The 16,498-nt window shown below is 64.1% G+C and carries 19 protein-coding genes; 10 read left to right on the plus strand and 9 right to left on the minus strand.

Translation table 11 applies throughout. The annotated features are described in order from the left end of the window. Positions 1–13: 13 nt before the first annotated feature. A complete protein-coding gene (locus VO57_010260) occupies positions 14–637 on the minus strand; it encodes a hypothetical protein (protein ID XBL68521.1) in 624 nt (207 codons plus the stop codon). A 7-nt stretch (positions 638–644) separates the two neighbouring features. On the opposite strand from VO57_010260, the gene VO57_010265 reads away from it, so the two are divergent. From VO57_010265 to VO57_010295, 7 genes are all read left to right on the plus strand, one after another. Beyond that, entirely contained in the window at positions 645–1,742 is a 1,098-nt protein-coding gene (locus tag VO57_010265; protein ID XBL68522.1) for a transcriptional regulator, read from the plus strand. Between the two features lie 25 nt (positions 1,743–1,767). Beyond that, entirely contained in the window at positions 1,768–2,217 is a 450-nt protein-coding gene (rpiB, locus tag VO57_010270; GenBank protein ID XBL68523.1) for a ribose 5-phosphate isomerase B, read from the plus strand. Positions 2,218–2,221: 4 nt separating this feature from the next. Beyond that, positions 2,222–3,541: a serine hydroxymethyltransferase gene (gene glyA / locus VO57_010275; protein XBL68524.1), complete on the plus strand. Its 1,320-nt coding sequence runs from the start codon at positions 2,222–2,224 to the stop codon at positions 3,539–3,541. A 3-nt stretch (positions 3,542–3,544) separates the two neighbouring features. Then, positions 3,545–3,766: a hypothetical protein gene (locus VO57_010280; GenBank protein ID XBL68525.1), complete on the plus strand. Its 222-nt coding sequence runs from the start codon at positions 3,545–3,547 to the stop codon at positions 3,764–3,766. A 68-nt stretch (positions 3,767–3,834) separates the two neighbouring features. Beyond that, positions 3,835–4,506, plus strand: coding sequence for a TrmH family RNA methyltransferase (locus VO57_010285; protein ID XBL68526.1), 672 nt, complete (start codon positions 3,835–3,837; stop codon positions 4,504–4,506). Between the two features lie 64 nt (positions 4,507–4,570). Further along, on the plus strand, positions 4,571–4,939 hold the full coding sequence (locus VO57_010290; protein ID XBL68527.1) for a hypothetical protein: 369 nt from the start codon (positions 4,571–4,573) through the stop codon (positions 4,937–4,939). A 245-nt stretch (positions 4,940–5,184) separates the two neighbouring features. Then, positions 5,185–5,418, plus strand: coding sequence for a hypothetical protein (locus VO57_010295; GenBank protein ID XBL71324.1), 234 nt, complete (start codon positions 5,185–5,187; stop codon positions 5,416–5,418). 13 nt (positions 5,419–5,431) lie between these two features. Here VO57_010295 and VO57_010300 read toward each other — a convergent pair whose 3' ends face one another. Then, a complete protein-coding gene (locus tag VO57_010300) occupies positions 5,432–5,746 on the minus strand; it encodes a chorismate mutase (protein ID XBL68528.1) in 315 nt (104 codons plus the stop codon). Positions 5,747–5,969: 223 nt separating this feature from the next. Here VO57_010300 and rpsD point away from each other — a divergent pair, with 223 nt between their 5' ends. Both rpsD and VO57_010310 read left to right on the plus strand, forming a co-directional pair. After that, a complete protein-coding gene (gene rpsD, locus VO57_010305) occupies positions 5,970–6,584 on the plus strand; it encodes a 30S ribosomal protein S4 (GenBank protein ID XBL68529.1) in 615 nt (204 codons plus the stop codon). 136 nt (positions 6,585–6,720) lie between these two features. Beyond that, positions 6,721–9,348, plus strand: a complete 2,628-nt coding sequence (locus VO57_010310) for an EAL domain-containing protein (protein ID XBL68530.1) — start codon at positions 6,721–6,723, stop codon at positions 9,346–9,348. Here VO57_010310 and VO57_010315 read toward each other — a convergent pair. Both VO57_010315 and tgt read right to left on the minus strand, forming a co-directional pair. Beyond that, positions 9,308–10,021, minus strand: a complete 714-nt coding sequence (locus VO57_010315; GenBank protein ID XBL68531.1) for a M50 family metallopeptidase — start codon at positions 10,019–10,021, stop codon at positions 9,308–9,310. The two genes, VO57_010310 and VO57_010315, sit on opposite strands and share 41 nt — an antisense overlap. After that, positions 10,018–11,148, minus strand: coding sequence for a tRNA guanosine(34) transglycosylase Tgt (tgt, locus tag VO57_010320; protein ID XBL68532.1), 1,131 nt, complete (start codon positions 11,146–11,148; stop codon positions 10,018–10,020). Before tgt ends, VO57_010315 begins: the two co-directional genes overlap by 4 nt. Positions 11,149–11,282: 134 nt before the next feature. Between tgt and VO57_010325 the strand changes: the two genes are divergently transcribed. After that, positions 11,283–11,798 carry a hypothetical protein gene (locus VO57_010325; protein XBL68533.1) on the plus strand — a complete coding sequence of 172 codons (516 nt, stop codon included), beginning with the start codon at positions 11,283–11,285 and terminating at the stop codon, positions 11,796–11,798. Positions 11,799–11,804: 6 nt separating this feature from the next. Here the strand turns inward: VO57_010325 and VO57_010330 are convergent, their stop codons facing one another. From VO57_010330 to VO57_010350, 5 genes are all read right to left on the minus strand, one after another. Further along, positions 11,805–12,752 carry a DUF481 domain-containing protein gene (locus VO57_010330; GenBank protein XBL68534.1) on the minus strand — a complete coding sequence of 316 codons (948 nt, stop codon included), beginning with the start codon at positions 12,750–12,752 and terminating at the stop codon, positions 11,805–11,807. 18 nt (positions 12,753–12,770) lie between these two features. Beyond that, a complete protein-coding gene (locus tag VO57_010335) occupies positions 12,771–13,538 on the minus strand; it encodes an ABC transporter permease (protein XBL68535.1) in 768 nt (255 codons plus the stop codon). Next, entirely contained in the window at positions 13,535–14,482 is a 948-nt protein-coding gene (locus VO57_010340) for an ABC transporter ATP-binding protein (protein XBL68536.1), read from the minus strand. Before VO57_010340 ends, VO57_010335 begins: the two co-directional genes overlap by 4 nt. Before the next feature lie 122 nt (positions 14,483–14,604). Continuing rightward, complete coding sequence (gene queA, locus VO57_010345; protein ID XBL68537.1) at positions 14,605–15,654, minus strand: tRNA preQ1(34) S-adenosylmethionine ribosyltransferase-isomerase QueA; 1,050 nt, start codon at positions 15,652–15,654, stop codon at positions 14,605–14,607. Between the two features lie 77 nt (positions 15,655–15,731). Further along, positions 15,732–16,427 carry a peptidylprolyl isomerase gene (locus VO57_010350; GenBank protein ID XBL68538.1) on the minus strand — a complete coding sequence of 232 codons (696 nt, stop codon included), beginning with the start codon at positions 16,425–16,427 and terminating at the stop codon, positions 15,732–15,734. Between the last annotated feature and the right edge of the window lie 71 nt (positions 16,428–16,498).

The following is a 16,498-nucleotide window of genomic DNA, read 5'->3' on the forward strand; positions in this document are numbered from 1 at the left end:
CTTTTTTAAAGTGTCAGCTTTGCGAGGCGTTGTGGAACAACCCGGCAAGCGCAAGCCACCCCACACAGAACACGCCCGTGGCGACCCATTCGAAGCCCATGGGCTGCTGACCGACCAGCAGGATGACGAGTTGGCTCAAAGCGCAGAACAGCATCAGCACAGCCATCGCCCCTGCGCGGAAGCGCGTGACCGCTCCGCCGATCAATACAGAAGCCAGCATCGCGAAATAAGCAAGGTTCAGCGGATTTCCTTCGTCGCCGATAAAGCCGACGGCCAGGTTGATCCATACCAGCAGGAACGCCCCTAGCGCCGCGCCCATGGCGGCTACCCGATAGCTCCACCTGTCCGACAGGCGATAACCGAACTCGACCAGCACGCCGAGCGTGGCGAGCCCGACCGCAGCGACCACGAAGTCGCCGAAAGTCCAGAGCATCCCCGGATAGGTCGCCTTGGCGACTGTCGGGATCATGAAAATTGCGAGCAGGCTGCCCCATAAGGCGACCCTCAAGGGGAGCGGCATGGCGGTTCGGGCGGTCGGCGCGTCATTAGTCATGAAAAAGTCCTCGCTGTTGAAGTGTTGCGGGACATCATTTGCCAAGCGCGCGGGTGAGCGGCATGAGCACAAGGTGAGGATCATCTGAGCAATGGCTTCGACGCGTTATCTGTTCGGCGAATTCGCGATCGATTGCGATCAGCGCATCCTGCTGGGTGCCTCTGGCCCGGTACCGCTCAATGCCCGCTACTTCGACGCGCTGGTGCTGCTGGTCGAAAACGCAGGGAGCCTGATTTCCAAGGACCGGTTCAACGAAGAGGTCTGGCGGTCGATGCCGGTCACTGACGAGGCGCTGACCCAGTGTATCCGCTCGCTCCGATCCGCACTGGGTGACAAGGCGTGCGATCCGCGCTTTATCGAGACCGTGCCCAAGCATGGCTATCGCTTCGTCGGCGAGGTTCGACGCGAGGAGATGGCCGAGGGACCACCCTCCACCGCATCCGCGGACCCTATCCCTTATGACTCGGCCTTCGCACTGCTCTGGCGCGCGACGATCGGCGGCGCTGGAGCCGGCTTAATCGGCGGTGTGCTGTATGGGATGATCGGCCTGCCTGACGCGCCCGGTGCCTTGTCGGCCCTGCTTGTGATGGTGGCGTTGTGCGGTGTCGTCGGCGTCCTCGCCGGGCTCGGAGTGGGGGCTGGCCTCGGCGTCGCGGCCTTTTTCGCTCCGCAATCCCGCGCATGGCAGGTGGCAGGCGCAGCTCTTGGTGGCGGACTGGTCGGCGCGTTGAGCGAGTTGCTGGGCGTCGACGCGTTCACTCTCCTCTTCGGTAGGGCACCTTCCGATATGACTGGCCTGCCAGAAGGGCTGACCCTCGGCCTTGCCATCGGATGCGCGTTGCTGGTTCCACAGCGGGAGAGCGACGGACGCCGTAGTCTCATGCCGCTCGCCGTCGCAGTGCCGCTGGGCCTGGTATCCGGGGCGATGATCGCATTTGCGGGCGGGCGTCTGATGGCGGGCAGCCTCGAAAAGCTGGCCGAGGCATTCGGAGACAGCCGGATCGGGCTCGGCAGAATCGCCGCGATGTTTGGCGAGCAGGACTTCGGCCCGCTTTCGCTGGCTTTCGCGACGGCGTTCGAGGCGATGCTTTTCGTCACCATGGTGGTCGCCGCGATCCGGTTGTTGCCGGACCGGCACGGCAACCGAACGCCCGCCGGGGATGTGGGCCGATATGCGGGTAGCGTCTAAGGACACCAGGCACTATGTGCCCCCCATGCGTATCGCGATAGCTTCAGACCATGCCGCGCTCGATATGAAGGCGGCGCTTCACGAATGGCTCGTCGAGAAGGGGCATGAGGTCGCCGACCTTGGCCCGCATACTCCCGACAGCGTCGATTATCCCGACTATGGCTACAGGCTCGCCAGCGTGGTTGCCGATGGCACTGCGATGCGCGGCATTGCGCTTTGCGGCAGCGGTATCGGCATCTCGATGGCGGTGAACCGCAACCCGCAGGTGCGCTGCGCGCTCGTATCCGAACAGCTTTCCGCCCGCCTCGCGCGCGAGCATAACGACGCGAACGTGATCGCGATGGGCGCGCGGCTGATCGGGATCGAACAGGCCAAGGCCTGCGTCCAGACCTTCCTCGAAACCGCATTTGCGGGTGACCGGCACCAGCGCCGTGTCGACAAGCTCTCCAACCCCACCGCTACCGAAGGCGCCTGACACCATGGCCACACAGACCGCCCCCACCAGCGATTCGCGCACCCCGGAAGATCGCTTCTGGCACGACACCCTCGCCGATGCTGATCCCGAGATCCACGCGGCGATTCGCAGCGAGCTGGGCCGCCAGCGCGACAAGATCGAGCTGATCGCGAGCGAGAACATCGCCAGCACTGCGGTGCTGGAGGCCGCAGGCAGCGTGTTCACCAACAAGTATGCCGAAGGCTACCCGGGCAAGCGCTATTATGGCGGCTGCGAATATGCCGACGTGATTGAAACGCTGGCGATCGACCGCGCGAAGGAGCTGTTTGGCTGCGAATTCGCCAATGTGCAGCCCAACTCCGGCAGCCAGATGAATCAGGCCGTGTTCCTCGCCATGCTGCAGCCGGGCGACACCTTCATGGGGCTCGATCTCAATTCGGGCGGGCACCTGACCCACGGATCGCCGGTCAACATGAGTGGCAAGTGGTTCAACCCGGTACCCTATGGCGTGCGCGAGGGTGACGAGCTGATCGACATGGATGCGGTCGCGGCGACCGCGCGCGAGCACAAGCCCAAGCTGATCATCTGCGGCGGCACCGCCTATTCGCGCGTTTGGGACTTCGAGGCGTTCCGCAAGATTGCCGATGAAGTGGGCGCGATCCTGCTGTGTGACATGAGCCACATCTCGGGTCTCGTCGCGGGCGGCGCCCACCCCTCCCCCTTCCCGCATTGCGACATCGTCACCACCACCACGCATAAGAGCCTGCGCGGTCCCCGCTCGGGCGTGATCTTGTGGAATGACGAGAAGTATTCGAAGCCGCTCAACATGGCAGTCTTCCCCGGTATGCAGGGCGGCCCGCTGATGCACATCGTCGCGGCCAAGGCGGTCGCCTTCCGCGAAGCGCTGCGGCCCGAGTTCAAGGAATACGCGAGCCGCGTGGTCGACAACGCCCGCGCGCTGGCAGCGAGCCTCGAAGCGCATGGGCTGCGGATCGTTTCCGGCGGGACGGACAACCACTCGATGCTGGTCGATCTGACCGCCAAGGATGTGACCGGCAAGGACGCAGAAAAAGGCCTCGATCGCGCTTTTCTCACCTGCAACAAGAACGGCATTCCGTTCGACACACGCAGCCCCTTCGTCACCAGCGGGCTCCGGCTTGGCAGCCCCGCGGGCACCACTCGGGGCTTTGGCACCGACGAGTTCACCAAGATCGGTGAACTGATCGCGCGTGTGGTCGAAGGCCTCGCCAAGAACGGGCCGGAGGGCGATGCCCAGATCGAACAGGCTGTGCGCGCCGAGGTCGGCGAATTGTGCGCCGCCTTCCCCGTCTATCCCGGGAGATAAGCAATGGACGAAAAAGAACCCGGTAACGGCCAGGACTGGGTCGAGGACGCCCGCGCCGAACTCAGCGGCATGATGAAACAGAGGATGGATCATCCCTCCACCAAGCCGGTGCTGACCGGCGCGGCGGTCGGCGTGGTCGGTGCGGCTCTGCTGCCGGTCATCACCTGGCCGGTCGGCCTCGCGGCAGGGGCCGGCTACATGCTCTATCGCCGGATCAAGCGCTGAACGAGAAACCCGTCATCGTTCTCGTCCGCCCGCAGCTGGGCGAGAATATCGGCAAGGCGGCGCGCGCGATGGCCAATTTCGGCCTTGGCGAGATGCGGCTCGTCACCCCGCGCGATGGCTGGCCCAACCCTTCGGCCGGGCCAGCAGCGGCGGGCGCGGACTTCATCCTCGACAAGGCGCAGGTGTTCGAAAGCACCGCCGAGGCCGTGGCAGACTGCGCGCATGTCTTCGCCACCACGGTGCGCAAGCGCGGCGTGACCAAGCCGGTGGTGACGCCCGAGCAGGCCGCCGATGCGATCCACGCCGAACCGGGGCGCAGCGCGTTCCTGTTCGGGCCCGAACGTTCGGGCTTGGAAACCGAGGATGTCGCGCTCGCCCGCACGATCCTGACCGTCCCGATCGACCCGGAATTCGGATCGCTCAATCTCGCGCAGGCGGTGATCCTGTGCGCGTATGAATGGTCCAAGCGGAAGGGACTGGCGCAGCCGCCCAAGGAAGATCTGCTGCCACCTGCGCCGCAGGACGAACTCGAAGGGCTGATCGCGCATCTCGAGCGGATGCTGGAGCCCAAGGGCTATTTCCTGCCCGAGTCGCGGGCAGATGCGACCCGGCGCACGCTGCGCGGCGTGCTGACCAAGCCGGGCTGGAACCACCTCGAGGTGCGCACCCTGCGCGGTGTACTGTCTTCGCTGGAAAGGGAGCCTGGGCGCGGTGCCCCCGGGTCTGCGAAGAAAAGCTAAGTACCTGCAAGGCCCGAAGGTATCATTGCTAAACGCGATTTAGACAATTGCGAAAAATACAGGTATGAAGTTCCTGATCTTACGCAAAAAGCTAGATCAGGAGAATATCATGACTCCCATCGCTAAAATAGTGGCACTCGCAATGCTTGTCGCACCCGTCGCCCTATCCGCTCAGGACGCGCCCGACGATGCGACCAATGGCTCCCAAGTCGAAGCCAAGAAAGACAAGAAGGTCTGCCGCAGGATCAAGGTGACGGGCACGCGCATGCCCCAACGTGTCTGCATGCTGCAATCGCAATGGGACGCGGCGGCGACGCGGAACGTGGACGACGAAATCATGACCAAGGGCGATAATACGGATATGGGCGCATGGAGCCCGTTTTCCGGAAGGACCTCGAGCGTGATGGGAATGGGCAGCAAACGCCCCGACTAGAAAGGCATCGCCGATCTGGCTTTTTCGCGGGCGGACGCCACAGCCTCGAACTGTTGCAATCGTCCGTTGCCGGACGGCACCTCTCGGCCAGCGGAGGTTCGGCTTTTCGTTAGACAAACGCCTGCCTCTGACATAGCACAGGCAGCGGCTAACAACCGAAAACCTCCGTTATCAGAGAGTTCTATTTTATGTCCTTGATTGCACGGTCCGTCGCTCTGGCGGTCTTGATCGCTCCTGTGTCGCTGATGGCACAATCCGAACGGGATCAGAGCGATAGCAGCACGACCCAGTCGGAAGCGCAGGCCAAGCCGGCCAAGGAAAAGAAGGTTTGCCGCAAGGTCGCGAAGACCGGTTCGCGCATGGGCCGACGCGTCTGCATGACCGAGGCGCAGTGGGCTGCACTCGAATCCGGCGAAGTCGGTGCCGAGATCCAAATCAAATCTGGCGGTGCGATGACCGGCGGCGCCGGCGGAAACTGACGCGAACGCGGGGCTAGCTGCTCCGCAACCGCTCCCATTCGACCATTTCGTAAGCGATCGACGCTTCGACCAGGGCATCCCAGATGTCGCCCAGTGCGGCTTCGGGGATGCCTTCTCTACGCGCATCTTCGCGCACGTTGTCGATCACCTGAGCCTTGCGCGCCTCGTCGCGCACATGGCCCCGCTCCGGCTTGATCCGCGCGGCCGCTCTCATGTAGCCAAATCTTACCGCGATCAGCCGCATCAGTTCGCGGTCGAGCGTATCTACGCCGAGACGCACTTCGGCCATGGTTTCGCAGTCTTCGGGGGGCTTTACGGTTTCGCTCATCACGATTGCCTCTGCCCTGACCCGGCCATCCTGTCGAGACCTTGACCCACGCACGAATATTGCTATGTGCGCGCTTCGCTTCGCGAGCTTTCCTTAAAAGCCTCACGAGATTGGCCCCGCACCCCGGTGAAGCGGTGGCCGCGACGTGGATTTACTCCCGTCGGTGCGATGCCGGGTTCGATGCTCACCACTGGGGTGGGCCAGCAAATTGAAGGAATGGATTATGTCGAAGCGCAAAAGCGCCAAGTACAAGCTCGATCGCCGGATGGGCGAGAACATCTGGGGTCGCCCGAATTCGCCCGTCAACAAGCGTTCCTACGGTCCCGGCCAGCATGGCCAGCGCCGCAAGGGCAAGATGAGCGACTTCGGACTGCAGCTGCGCGCCAAGCAGAAGCTGAAGGGCTACTACGGCGACGTCACCGAAAAGCAGTTCAAGCGCACCTATCAGGAAGCCGCGCGTATCAAGGGCGATACCGGTCAGAACCTGATCGGCCTGCTCGAACAGCGTCTGGACATGGTCGTCTACCGCGCCAAGTTCGCGCCGACGATCTTCGCCGCGCGCCAGCTGGTCAACCACGGCCACATCACCGTCAACGGCGGCAAGTGCAACATCCCGAGCCGCCGCGTGGTCGTCGGTGACGTGATCGGCCTGGGTGCCAAGGCGAAGGACATGGCGCTGGTCATCGAAGCGCAGAGCCTGCCCGAGCGTGACATTCCCGACTATGTCGCGCCCGACGGCACCGACAAGGTGACATTCACCCGCGTGCCCAAGCTCGACGAAGTGCCCTACCCGGTTACGATGGAACCGAACCTCATCGTCGAATTCTATTCGCGCTGATCGGTTCGCTAAGCTGACAACAAGAGGCGGCCTCTCGGGGCCGCCTTTTTTGTGCGTGGGATCAAGAGGTTCCGACGACAAGCGAGCGAAATTCGACGCGAACGATTTCCTAATAGTTTCCCGTTATCGCGGTCGGATGGACTTACCCGATCTCGACAAGCACGCGCGCGACGAGGACCGACGCCTTGAAGCTTTGGCGGATCTGGCGGTGCTCGACACGCCGGTGGAGGCCGAATTCGACGAGCTGACCGCGCTTGCCGCGTCGACGTTCGGGGTTGAAAGTGCTGCCATCAGCTTGGTCGATCACGATCGGCAGTGGTTCAAATCACGGGTTAACCTGTCTTTTGCGGAAACGCCCCGCGATATCGCCTTCTGCCATTATACCGTCGAACAGCGCGACCTTCTGGTGGTAAACGACGCCGCGCAGGATCCGCGCTTCCGCGACAATCCGCTTGTGACGGCCAAGGGCGGGATTCGCTTCTACGCGGGGGCTCCGCTAATCCTCGACGATGGTTCGTGCATCGGCAGCCTGTGCGTCATCGACCCCGCCCCGCGGCCCGACTTCGACGAGAAGGGTGCCGGTCTGCTCAAGGGGCTCGCCCGCCTCGCTTCGAGCCTGCTCATCGCGCGGCGCGAGCGGCTAACCGGCGAAATTGCAGCTAAGGTCATCAATGCCACCACCGACGCGATCGTCGCTGCGGATCGCGAGGGTAAGATCGTTCTCATGAATGGCGGCGCGGAGGACATGTTCGGCCACCCTGCGGCAGACGTGCTGGGCAAGAGCATCGAGATTCTCATGCCCGAACGCTATCGCCATGGGCACAAGGAACGGCTCGACCGTGCGAGCGCCTCGGGTCAGATGGGCAAGTTGAGAACTTTCGGCGAACTGCCCGTTCAGACGGCCGACGGGGAGGAACTGCTTACCGATATGTCGCTCGCCCGCTGGGGAGGCGACGACTGCGCCGGCGGCTTCGCAGCCATTTTCCGCGATATCCGCGAGAGAAAAGCGCTGGAGACAGACCGCAACCACACCCGCAATCTGCTCGACGCGATAGTCGCCAACTTGCCCTCGCTGCTGTTCGTGAAGGATCTCTCGACCAAGAAATACGTCCTCGTGAACGACAAGGCATGTGAGATTATCGGTTTGCCGGAGAGTGAAGTCATCGGTCGAAGCGACCGTGAACTGTTCGGCGCCATCGGCGAAGAATTCGAGCGACGCGACCTGAAGGCGGCGCAGACCAAGCGACCGTTCCGCTACGAAAGCACATTTGTCAGCAAGAATGGCCAGTCCTTCGATATCCGGACAAGCCGCATCGTGATGGATGGCCCTGATCGTCTTGGGCAATATGTTCTCGGCGTGGGCGAAGACATGACCGATTTTCGCCGCACCGAAGCCGAGAAAAAGTGGCTCGCGCGCTACGACGAGCTGACTGGACTGCTCAACCGGACAAGCCTTTCGGAACTGCTTGCGGATTGTGTGGGCGAAGGCACGCCGTTCGCGATGCTGTGCGTCAACCTGGACCGGTTCAGGGCAGTAAACGAGCAATTCGGCCAGGCGGCAGGCGACGCAGTTTTGCAGGAGATCGGCACCCGGCTACAGATTCTCTGCGGCGCGCAGGCGACGATCGCCCGGGTCGGCGGCGACGAATTCATCATTCTTTTGAAGGGCGACCGGCTGGAAAGCCGGACTATTCAGCTCGCCCAGAAGATCGTTAGCACCGCTGCCGCGCCCATCGTGGCCAACGGGACCTTCTGCCATATCGGCGCGTCGGTGGGCGTGGCCTTCTTCCCCGAAGATGCCAGCTTCCCGCAAGCACTGCGCGACAGGGTCGAACTTGCTCTGGATCGCGCCAAGAAGCAGGGCGGCGGAAGGATATGCCTATTCGATGCGACGCTCGATGCGCAGGTTCGCGATCGCCGGATGCTGGAAAGCGATCTGCGCATCGCGATCGATCGGGACGACATCGTGCTGCATTACCAGCCGGTGATGTCCGTCCGTACCGGGATGGTCAGCAGCGTGGAGGCGCTCGCCCGGTGGGAGCATGAGACCCGCGGACCGGTCAGTCCGGAAATCTTCATCGCGCTGGCCGAGGATTGCGGCCTGATCGACAAGCTGGGCTGTAAATTGCTCAACCGGGCGTGCGAAGACATGCTTGCCCTTCCCGACACCGTGCGGGTCGCGGTCAATCTATCGCCGCAGCAGTTCAAATCGGGCGACCTGGTTCCGACTGTGCGTGCAGCGCTCAAACGTACCGGCGCGGACCCGCGTCGGCTCCAGCTGGAAGTAACCGAGCGTCTGGTGATCGAAAATGCGCAGCAGACCTTCGCCCAACTTGAGGCATTGCGGAGCCTGGGCATTCAGATCCTGATGGATGATTTCGGGGTCGGACATTCCTCGCTCAGCTATTTTCAGATGTTTCCGTTCGACAAGGTGAAGATCGATAAGTCGTTCATCGCCGACATCGAAACCTCGAAGACTGCGCGGGCAATCGTCGAGGCCGTGATCGGCCTCGCACACCAGCTGTCGATGGGCATCGTTGCCGAAGGCGTCGAGTGCGAAGAGCAGCGCAGCTTGCTGACCGAGCTGGGCTGCACGCATCTGCAGGGCTATTTCTTCGGCAAACCCGCACCGCTGCAAAAGGTCGCGCAACTCGTTGCGCGCAAGGGGGCGCCCGCAGTTGCCGGAGCGTTGCGCAGAAACCCACCGCATGGGGGCCACGCATTCACCTCCGGAATGCGTAGCGCAGGCTCCACCACAGGATAGCAATGTTGATCGCGCTGAGCACGATCGCCCAGAACCAGTAGGACAGGCCGAGCGCGGCGGAGATCGCGCCGGTGTCCGATATCTGCGGCATACCGCCCAGCATTCCGCCTTGGGTGAACAGATAGCCCGACTGCGCCCATACGCTGATGACTGCCTGAACGCCGAGCAGCTGGATCGCGAAGCGCTGCTGGTCCGCATTGGCATTGCGGGCGATGGCGAGGATGGCGATCCCGGCGATCGGCAGGACCAGCCAGCCCGTTACGCTGCGGACCCAGATCGCGGTCGTCAGCAACAGTGCTGCCCCAAGCACTGCGAGCGCGATGCGCGTGCCCTTCAGCGTGCGAGACGAAGCGATCAGCGCCGCGCCCGCCAGCGCCGGGCCGATCGGCCCGCCCGCCGCGATGATCGCATCCTGCAGCGCGGTGCGATCGGGCGAGACCAGCGACATCGCGACGCCCGATCCGTCCGGATAGATCACCAGCGAATCGAACCGCTCGCCCATCAGGATGGCGGACAGGCCATGGCCCATCTCGTGGAACCAAGTGGACAGGATGGTGAAGGGATACAGCAGCAGCGCGCCGAAGGGCGCATGCCAGATCATCAGCGATCCCAGACCGAGAATAACGAGCAGCGTGATCCGCTGCTGCCGGTCCTGTTCTGCGAGGTAACTCATCCTGTCCGCAGATAGGTATCGCGAAAGCCGCGCGCAAAGGCGGCGAAGCGATCCTGCGCGATGGCATCGCGCATCGCCTGCATCAGCTGCTGGTAGAAGCCGATATTATGCTCGGTCAGCAGCATGGCGCCCAGCATCTCGCCCGACCTGATCAGGTGATGCAGATAGGCGCGGCTGTATGTGGCACAGGTCGGGCAGGCGCATCTGCTGTCGAGCGGATCGGTATCCTCCGCGAAGCGCGCATTGCGAAGGTTCATCGGGCCATCCCAGGTGAAGGCCTGCCCGTTGCGACCGGAGCGGGTCGGCAGCACGCAGTCGAACATATCGACCCCGCGCTCCACCGCGCCGACCAGATCGTCCGGCTTGCCGACCCCCATCAGGTAGCGCGGGGCGTTGTCGGGCAACTGGCCGGGCGCGAAGTCGAGCGTGGCGAACATCGCCTCTTGCCCTTCGCCCACGGCAAGCCCGCCGATCGCGTAGCCATCGAACCCGATTTCGCTCAGCGCCTCGGCAGAGCGGCGGCGCAGGGTCTCGTCCAGCGCACCCTGCTGGATGCCGAACAGCGCCGCGCGGGCGGCGTGCTCACCGCCTGCATCGAAGGCATCGCGGCTGCGCTTCGCCCAGCGCATCGACATCTCCATGCTCGCCTCGATCTCGGCCAGCGGGCGGTCGGCGCGCGGGCACTCGTCGAACGCCATCACGATGTCGCTGCCCAGCAGTCGCTGGATCTCCATGCTGCGTTCGGGCGTGAGCATGTGTTTCGAGCCGTCGAGATGGCTGCGGAATTCCACGCCTTCCTCGGTCAGCTTGTTGAGCTCGGACAGGCTCATCACCTGATAGCCGCCGCTATCGGTCAGGATCGGGCGATCCCAGTTCATGAATTTGTGCAGCCCGCCCAGTCTCGCGACCCGCTCCGCCCCGGGACGCAGCATAAGGTGGTAGGTATTGCCAAGGATGATGTCCGCGCCCGCTGCGCGCACGCTTTCGGGCTTCATCCCCTTGACCGTGGCGGCCGTGCCGACCGGCATGAAGGCGGGCGTGCGGATCTCTCCGCGCATCATCTGGATCGTGCCGGTGCGCGCGGCACCGCTGCGGGCGGAAATCTGGAACTGGAAACGGGTGCTCATTGCGATCATCCGCTAATGCAGCACGGCGGCGCTGTCGATCCGCCAGCGCATTCGCTTTGTGCCCGCATTCACCTTTCGCTCAGTGCTTGCACTGCAACGCAGGCCGACCGACCAGCATGGAACCCTCGCGCCCTATGATCCGCCAGCTTGCCCCCCTCGCCTGCCTGCTCGCCGCGAGCACCACTGCCGCAGCGCAAACCCCAGCGCGGCCGTGCATCTCGCCTGCGGAGAACGAGGCGCTGGTCGCCTATGTCATGCCGGAGCTTGTCGGCGCGCTGGAACAGCGGTGCGCGGGTGCCCTGCCCGCCCAGCCTTTCCTCGGCACACGCTCGGCTTCGCTCAAGACCCGGCTCGCGCCGCAGGCGGAGCGTGCGTGGCCCCGCGCGCGCAAAGTCGCACAGCGGCTCGCAGGTTCGCGCCTGCCGGTGGACGGGCCTTTCGAAGGCGTCGCCAAGGCTGCGCTCGCACCCGCCGCGGCGACCATGATCGCGCGTGGCTTCGATGGGGAACGATGCCGGATCGCCGACCGCCTGCTGGCCGAACTTGCCCCGCTGCCTCCCGAAAACCTCGCCCGCGTGATGGCGCTGTTCCTCGAGGTGGGCAGCGCCGAGCGCGACGAGGTGCCGTTCCGCGTGTGCCCCGCGAACTAGCTTCGGTCAGAAACCGTAGACCAGCGTGAAGCGGGTCAGCGTATCGGTGCTGCTCTGGTCGGCACGCACATTGCTGTTGTATTCCAGCTGATAGGAAAGGCGCGACCGCAACCGGTCGCTGACCTTGAAATCGATGCCGCTGAGCAGATTGAACGTCGTGTTCGCGCTGTCCACGATCAGCAGCGCCTCGGCCCCGGTTTCGGCCACGGCATTGGCGTCCTGCGTGAAGGTGATACGGTCGGAAAGCTTCCAGTCGAAGTCCATCCCGAAAAGCCCGGCAATCCGGTCGACGCTGGTGCCGTCGGTGCGCTGCGTCACGCGATAGGCCGGGCCAGCCTTGATCGAGAGGGTCGCGGAATCGCTATCGAGCAACGTGTAACCGATCCCTCCTGAAACCGCGTAGCGATGGTCGAAGCCCTGGAACTTGTCATGCTCGTACTGCGCGAGGCCGTAGGCGAACAGGTTCTCGCCCATCTCGAAGCGCGGTTCGTAGGCGATCAGATACCGCTCCCGGCTCGTCACCCCGTTGGAGCGCTGGTAGTCCGCGCTCGCGCGCAGCGCATGGGTCCAGTCGATTCCCTCACGCTTCAGGTTCAGCGCGACCGAGAGACCCGCATCCTCGCTGTTGCCGGTCGACAGGAAGGCACCGACCTGTCCTTCGCCGGACCACAGGTCGAGCAGTCCGGCCTGGCGGATTTCTTCCTGCTTGTGCTGTTCGGCAAGCCGCTTGGCCTCTTCCTGATCGGCCTGCCAGGCGACCGCCAGCGCCTCGATCTCCTCGGCGTGATCGGGCTGGGTCTGCTTGGCCAGGTCGAACACGGTTTCCACCTTCGCCTTGTCGCCGGTGGCGATGGCGGCGTCGATCATCGCCTGCACATCGGGCGGGACTTCGGCGAAGGCGGGCGTTGCAAACAGGCCGCATAGTGCTGCGGCAACAATCGTTCTGGTCGGCATGGCGAGCCGCTTAACGCGTCAGTTGCGCAACCGCCACCCGGTACGGAAGATGTATGCGATGACTGCTGTACAGACCACGAGGAAGGCCAGCGTCAGCGCCAGCGAAACCCAGATGCTGACGTCGGCAGAGCCGTAGAATGTCCAGCGCAGCCCGCTGACGAGGTAGACGATCGGATTGGCCAGCGCGACCGTGTTCCACGGCGCGGGCAGGTCCGCGATCGAATAGAAGGTGCCACCCAGGAACGTGAGCGGGGTCAGGATCAGCATCGGGATGATGCCCAGCTTTTCGAAACTGTCCGCCCAGATGCCCAGGATGAAGCCGAACAGGCTGAAACTGGCCGCGACCAGCAGGATGAACACGAAGGCGAACACCGGATGTGCGATGTCGTAAGGCACGAATATCCGCGCGGTCAGGAGGATGATCGCCGCCAGAATCAGGCTTTTGGTCGCGGCAGCACCGACGAAACCGACCAGCGTTTCCGCCACGCCCACGGGCGCGCTCAGCAATTCGTAGATCGTGCCTGTAAAGCGCGGCATGTAGATGCCGAAGCTGGAATTGCTGGTCGTCTCGCCCAACAGGGTCAGCATCAGCAGGCCGGGAATGATGAACGCGCCGTAATCGACCGAGCCCACATCAGGCATCCGGTCGCCGATCGCGCTGCCGAAGACGAGGATATAGAGCGAGGTGGTAAGCACCGGTGCAAGCACCGACTGGAACGCCGTGCGCAGGAAGCGCCACAGCTCGCGCCGGTAGATCGACCATGCGGAACGCGCATTGAAGCTCATGCCGCCTGCTCCTCTTCATCGCCCAGCAGCGAGACGAAGATGTCCTCCAGGCTGCTTTCGCGCACATCGATGCCGACATAGTCGATCCCGCTCGCGATCAGCGCCTTGGTCAGTTCGGCCACTTCCTCGCGGCCCTTGCCCGTGCCGTCGCCGCCGCGATAGCAGATCGAACGTCCGCCCTCCTCCAGCTCGACCGGGAAGGCGGCGATTGCGGGCGGCAGTGCGTCGAGCGGCTGTGCCAGCATCACATGCGCCTCGGTCCGCCCGAGCCGCGCCATCATCGCGTCTTTCTGATCGACCATAAGGATCTTGCCGCCGCGGATGATGCCGACCCGGTCGGCCATTTCCTCGGCTTCCTCGATGTAATGCGTGGTCAGGATGACGGTGACACCGCGCGCGCGCATCGCGTCGATCTGGTGCCACATATCCTTGCGTAGTTCGACGTCGACGCCCGCGGTCGGCTCGTCGAGGAACAGCAGGTCCGGCTCGTGCGCCATCGCCTTGGCGATCAGCACGCGCCGCTTCATCCCGCCGGACAGCTCCATGATCCGGTTGTTGCGCTTGTCCCACAGGCTCAGTGAGCGCAGGATTTCCTCGATCCGCGCGGGATCGGGCGCGAGGCCGAAGAGGCCGCGCGAATATTCGACCGCATGCAGGACCGGCTCGAACATGTCGGTCGACAGTTCCTGCGGCACCAGCCCGATGCGCGCGCGGGCCTGCCGCCAGTCGCTTTTGGTATCCTGACCGAACGCGCGGATCGTACCCGATGTCGGTCGCACCAATCCGCACACCGCGCCGATCAGCGTGGTCTTGCCCGCGCCGTTGGGCCCGAGCAGCGCGAAAATCTCGCCGCGATTGATGGTCAGGTCGATATTGTCGAGCGCCTTGAACCCTCCGGGAAACACTTTTGTGAGGCCGGCAAGCTCTAGGATCGGTTCAGGCATGCGCGACTATTTGGCGCAAGCGGCAGGCATTACAAGTGAACCGGTCAGCGATTTAACCATCAATTCGCCGATTGCCTGCAATATCGCCCCGCCCGCTCGCGCGATGCCGCCCGGGCGGCGGGTCATCGTGGCGGCAATAGCAGCGAGGAATCCCCGTAGGAATAGAAGCGATATTCGTGCGCGATCGCGTATGCGTAGGCCTCCATCATCCGTTCCCGCCCCATCAGCGCGCTGACCAGCATCATCAGCGTCGATTTCGGCAGGTGGAAATTGGTCATCAGCCCGTCAACCGCGCGAAACTCATATCCCGGCGTGATGAAGATGTCGGTGTCGCCGGCGAATGGCTGGATCGTGTGGTTCTGATCCGCCGCACTTTCGAGCAGGCGCAGGCTCGTGGTGCCGACCGCAATCACTCGGCGCCCCTCAGCGCGCGCGGCGTTGAGGCGTGCGGCAGCCTCGGCGGTGATCTCGCCCCACTCGGCGTGCATCTTGTGCTGCGCGGTGTCATCCGCCTTCACCGGCAGGAAGGTGCCCGCGCCGACATGCAGCGTCAGCGTCTCGCGCACGATCCCCGCCGCATCGAGCCGCTCGACCAGTGCGGGTGTGAAATGGAGCGCGGCGGTGGGTGCAGCGACAGCACCCGCCTTGTCCGCGAACAGGGTTTGGTAATCCTGGGCGTCACGCTCGTCCGCCGCGCGGCGCTGCGCGATATAGGGCGGCAGAGGCATCGCGCCCGCCCGGGCGAGCAGTTCCTCGACCGGCTCCCCACCCGCAAAGGCCAGCGTCCAGCTGCCATCCTCGGCCCGCGCTTCCGCGGTTACCGAGATGCCATCGGGGAACCTGATCGTGTCGCCTTCGCGCAGCCGCTTGGCGTTGCGCACGAAGGCCTGCCAGCGGCGCGCGTCGATCCGCTTGTGCAGCGTCGCGCCGATCGCCGCGCCCGATGCACCCTCTCGGATACGCTCGCCTTCGAGCTGGGCGGGAATCACGCGGGTATCGTTGAACACCAGCACGTCGCCTGCGCGCAGCAGGTCGGGCAGGTCGCGCACCTGCCGGTCGGCAAAGGGCGCAGCGCCGTCCACCACCAGCATCTTCGCCGCGTCTCGCGGGGAGACGGGACGCAGCGCTATCCTCTCCGGCGGGAGGTCGAAATCGAACAGGTCGACTTTCATGAAAGTCGATCCCGATTATCCTGAGCTTGTCGAAGGGCGCGCATGGGGGCTGCCGCTAGCGCGTCGAAGCGACCGGGTCACTCCCCGATCGGGGCGTTCAGTTCGTCCACGCTCATCGTGCGCGCGTCGGTGTTCGCGGGCGCGGCCAGTTGCGCCGGGCTCGGCGCGGGGCGATTGTCCGATGCGATCGATGCCTGCACGATCCGGGTCGGATTGCTGGGCGGCTCGCCGCGTACGATCGCGTCGACCGCATCCATCCCGGCGATCACCCGGCCGAAATTGGTGTATTTCTTGTCGAGGCTGAAGCGCGGGTAGAACACGATGAAGAACTGGCTGTTCGCGCTGTCTTCCGACTGCGCGCGCGCCATGGACACGGTGCCGCGCACGTGCGGCATCGGGTTGAATTCTGCCTTGAGATCGGGGAGCTCCGATCCGCCCTGTCCGGTGCCGGTCGGATCACCGGTCTGCGCCATGAATCCGTCGATCACGCGATGGAAGATCACCCCGTCGTAAAAGCCCTCGCGCGCCAGTGTCTTGACCCGCTCGACATGGTGCGGCGCCCAGTCGGGCATCAGGCGGATCGCGACCCGCTGCCCGTTCGACAGGTCGAGGAACAGGATATTCTCCCGGTCTTCCTGCAGATTGTAGTCGATCGTCGCATAGTCGGACATCTGCCGCTGGGCCGGCGGCGCATCGGCGTCGATGTCCTGTGCCGCGAGCGGAGTGGCGGCCATCGCGGAAAGGACGGCGGCGGAAAAAAGGGTCTTGAGCATGTGTCTCACAAACGAATTGTGGAGGAATGGCGCGGCGATACTAAGCGCGCGCTGTCGGTGCAATGAACGAA

It is taken from the genome of Citromicrobium bathyomarinum, assembly GCA_001306305.2.
GTDB lineage: Bacteria > Pseudomonadota > Alphaproteobacteria > Sphingomonadales > Sphingomonadaceae > Alteriqipengyuania > Alteriqipengyuania bathyomarina.

Coding starts and splice junctions, on each gene's coding strand:
- VO57_010260 (XBL68521.1), bottom strand. CDS start 637: ATGATCCTCACCTTGTGCTCATGCCGCTCACCCGCGCGCTTGGCAAAT.
- VO57_010265 (XBL68522.1), top strand. CDS start 645: ATGGCTTCGACGCGTTATCTGTTCGGCGAATTCGCGATCGATTGCGAT.
- rpiB (XBL68523.1), top strand. CDS start 1,768: ATGCGTATCGCGATAGCTTCAGACCATGCCGCGCTCGATATGAAGGCG.
- glyA (XBL68524.1), top strand. CDS start 2,222: ATGGCCACACAGACCGCCCCCACCAGCGATTCGCGCACCCCGGAAGAT.
- VO57_010280 (XBL68525.1), top strand. CDS start 3,545: ATGGACGAAAAAGAACCCGGTAACGGCCAGGACTGGGTCGAGGACGCC.
- VO57_010285 (XBL68526.1), top strand. CDS start 3,835: ATGGCCAATTTCGGCCTTGGCGAGATGCGGCTCGTCACCCCGCGCGAT.
- VO57_010290 (XBL68527.1), top strand. CDS start 4,571: ATGAAGTTCCTGATCTTACGCAAAAAGCTAGATCAGGAGAATATCATG.
- VO57_010295 (XBL71324.1), top strand. CDS start 5,185: ATGGCACAATCCGAACGGGATCAGAGCGATAGCAGCACGACCCAGTCG.
- VO57_010300 (XBL68528.1), bottom strand. CDS start 5,746: ATGAGCGAAACCGTAAAGCCCCCCGAAGACTGCGAAACCATGGCCGAA.
- rpsD (XBL68529.1), top strand. CDS start 5,970: ATGTCGAAGCGCAAAAGCGCCAAGTACAAGCTCGATCGCCGGATGGGC.
- VO57_010310 (XBL68530.1), top strand. CDS start 6,721: ATGGACTTACCCGATCTCGACAAGCACGCGCGCGACGAGGACCGACGC.
- VO57_010315 (XBL68531.1), bottom strand. CDS start 10,021: ATGAGTTACCTCGCAGAACAGGACCGGCAGCAGCGGATCACGCTGCTC.
- tgt (XBL68532.1), bottom strand. CDS start 11,148: ATGAGCACCCGTTTCCAGTTCCAGATTTCCGCCCGCAGCGGTGCCGCG.
- VO57_010325 (XBL68533.1), top strand. CDS start 11,283: ATGATCCGCCAGCTTGCCCCCCTCGCCTGCCTGCTCGCCGCGAGCACC.
- VO57_010330 (XBL68534.1), bottom strand. CDS start 12,752: ATGCCGACCAGAACGATTGTTGCCGCAGCACTATGCGGCCTGTTTGCA.
- VO57_010335 (XBL68535.1), bottom strand. CDS start 13,538: ATGAGCTTCAATGCGCGTTCCGCATGGTCGATCTACCGGCGCGAGCTG.
- VO57_010340 (XBL68536.1), bottom strand. CDS start 14,482: ATGCCTGAACCGATCCTAGAGCTTGCCGGCCTCACAAAAGTGTTTCCC.
- queA (XBL68537.1), bottom strand. CDS start 15,654: ATGAAAGTCGACCTGTTCGATTTCGACCTCCCGCCGGAGAGGATAGCG.
- VO57_010350 (XBL68538.1), bottom strand. CDS start 16,427: ATGCTCAAGACCCTTTTTTCCGCCGCCGTCCTTTCCGCGATGGCCGCC.